The following is a 1,921-nucleotide window of genomic DNA, read 5'->3' as shown; positions in this document are numbered from 1 at the left end:
CGAGATACCTAAAAACGAAAGTAGATCTAGAGCTTAGCGCCGAGACGTTAACGCCTGAAATCGACAAGAAAAAACCTCTTATTAGGGACATCATAGTATCCACTCTCTCATCTAAAACGTACGAAGAGGTAAGCACTCAAAAAGGCAAAAACCGCCTAAAAGACGAGATAGTCGACCGCCTAAACGAGGTTTTGGCCGACGGTCACATAAAAAACATCTACTTTACCGACTTTGTGGTGCAATGATCGGCATAGATATCGTAGCGATCTCGCGAATCTCAAGGCTTAAAGAGCGGCGAGGCGAGGATTTTTTGAGATATTTTTTGAGCGACGACGAGATAAATATCGCAAAAACGGACGCTACGATAGCGGGATTTTTCGCAGCTAAAGAAGCTATCAGCAAAGCTCTTGGCTGCGGGATCTCTGCCGAGTTTTCATTCTTTGACGCTCAAATTTACAAAGACGACAAAAACGCTCCCAAAGTAAAGCTCTCAGAAAAAATCATCAAAAATTTTAATCTAAAAGACGCGCAAATCACCATCAGTCACGACGGCGGCTTTGCTATCGCCGCTGCGATACTGCAAAGAGCGGATTAAGCTTTCAAATTTAGCTACGTCACTAAATTTATACAGCAAATACTCAATATAAAATTTGATACGTCAAATTTTAAAATTTAACACTTCAAGATAAATTTCACTTTTGTAAAGTAGGTAAATGCCAGCCCAGATAATACGCCGCAAGCCTAAACACGACGCCAAACGCAAAAAGCCCCATCACCCAAAACACGCTCGTAAATCCTACATAATCCATAGCAAAATAAATCAGCCCCACGACGATGCTAACCGTCGCGTAAAGCCCGGTTTTGAGACACCATGGAACTTCGTTAAACAGCACGTCGCGTATCATGCCTCCGCCCACGCCGTTGCAAAGCGCGAGCAGCACGACGCCAAAGACGTTGTAGCCAAACTGTAGCGCCACGATCGCTCCGACGATAGAAAAGCTCACCAGATCCACGGCGTCGGTGGTGACGAAAAGGAATTTTTTCTCGATATCGCTTCGCTTGTGTAGGCGCAAAAACGCCGAGAGAAAGAGCATCACCATCACGATAATGCACGGAGCATAGTGCGTGAACGAATACGGCGGGCGCGAGACGATAGCGTCGCGCATAAATCCGCCTCCAAGCGCGGTTAGAAGCGCGGCGATAAAGATACCCAGCCAGTCGCAGTCGCGCTTAACCGCGAAGATAAATCCGCTCGTGGCTGCGGAGGCGATGCCGATGTATTCGGCGACGAGGAGCGCAGTCATTTTTAACCTTAAGTTTTTAAACGAGATTTTACATTTTTAAAATAAAAAAGCAGTTAAATTTAAACAAAACTATGGCGGCGGGCGCAAACGAGCGGCAAAAGTGCCAGCGCGTACGGGCGCAAAGATTGGACTCGTTTTACGGCGCGGCGCCGGCGATACAGTCCATATCCGCGCTTATAAATTTAACCCGATTTGCGCACAGACGGCGCGATTTGGCGAATGCGGCAAAACGGCTGTCCTCATAGCTACGGCGCGCGGAAATTTTCGGGCGAGTCTTACGCTGCGACGACAGCGATAAATATAACGTCAGCTTACGCAAAATCAAGCCCGTCTCGTGTCAAAATCCAAAGCCGTTAAAATTTAAGCGCATCTTACGCAAAGGGCAGGACGGCAGAAATTTGGCAAATGGGTAAATTTATACCCAGACGTCCGCGAGAGCATTTTGACTAAGATAAGGCGTTCGCAAATCTGCCGCTCGGGCTTGCTCTGCACCCCGCTCGTATATCAAATTTAGCCGAATTTGAGGGTAACCGTACCGCCTGCTAAACGGGACTAAATTTGCGCGCTCCCGCCAAAAGCGACGCGAAACTCCGTTAGCCCGTCGCCGCTTTTGCACG

4 protein-coding genes are annotated in these 1,921 nt (G+C 47.7%); 2 read left to right on the top strand and 2 right to left on the bottom strand.

All coding sequences use genetic code 11. The features are described 5' to 3' along the window. Positions 1–245 (top strand): flagellar basal body-associated FliL family protein (locus Q0338_RS03535; RefSeq protein WP_298085557.1); only part of this gene is annotated, 245 nt, incomplete at its 5' end. After that, positions 242–595: a holo-ACP synthase gene (gene acpS / locus Q0338_RS03530; RefSeq protein ID WP_004321390.1), complete on the top strand. Its 354-nt coding sequence runs from the start codon at positions 242–244 to the stop codon at positions 593–595. The genes Q0338_RS03535 and acpS, both read left to right, overlap by 4 nt. A gap of 97 nt (positions 596–692) precedes the next feature. Here acpS and Q0338_RS03525 read toward each other — a convergent pair whose 3' ends face one another. Together Q0338_RS03525 and Q0338_RS03520 are read right to left on the bottom strand one after the other, a co-directional pair. Next, the gene (locus Q0338_RS03525; protein ID WP_298085556.1) at positions 693–1,304 is read right to left on the bottom strand and encodes a TRIC cation channel family protein; all 612 of its coding nucleotides are present in this window, start codon (positions 1,302–1,304) and stop codon (positions 693–695) included. Between the two features lie 415 nt (positions 1,305–1,719). After that, on the bottom strand, positions 1,720–1,921 hold a 202-nt coding region (locus Q0338_RS03520; protein ID WP_298085555.1), incomplete at its 5' end, for a hypothetical protein.

Source organism: uncultured Campylobacter sp., from assembly GCF_938018145.1.
Lineage (GTDB): Bacteria > Campylobacterota > Campylobacteria > Campylobacterales > Campylobacteraceae > Campylobacter_A.
This window is presented reverse-complemented; position numbering and strand designations above follow the sequence as displayed.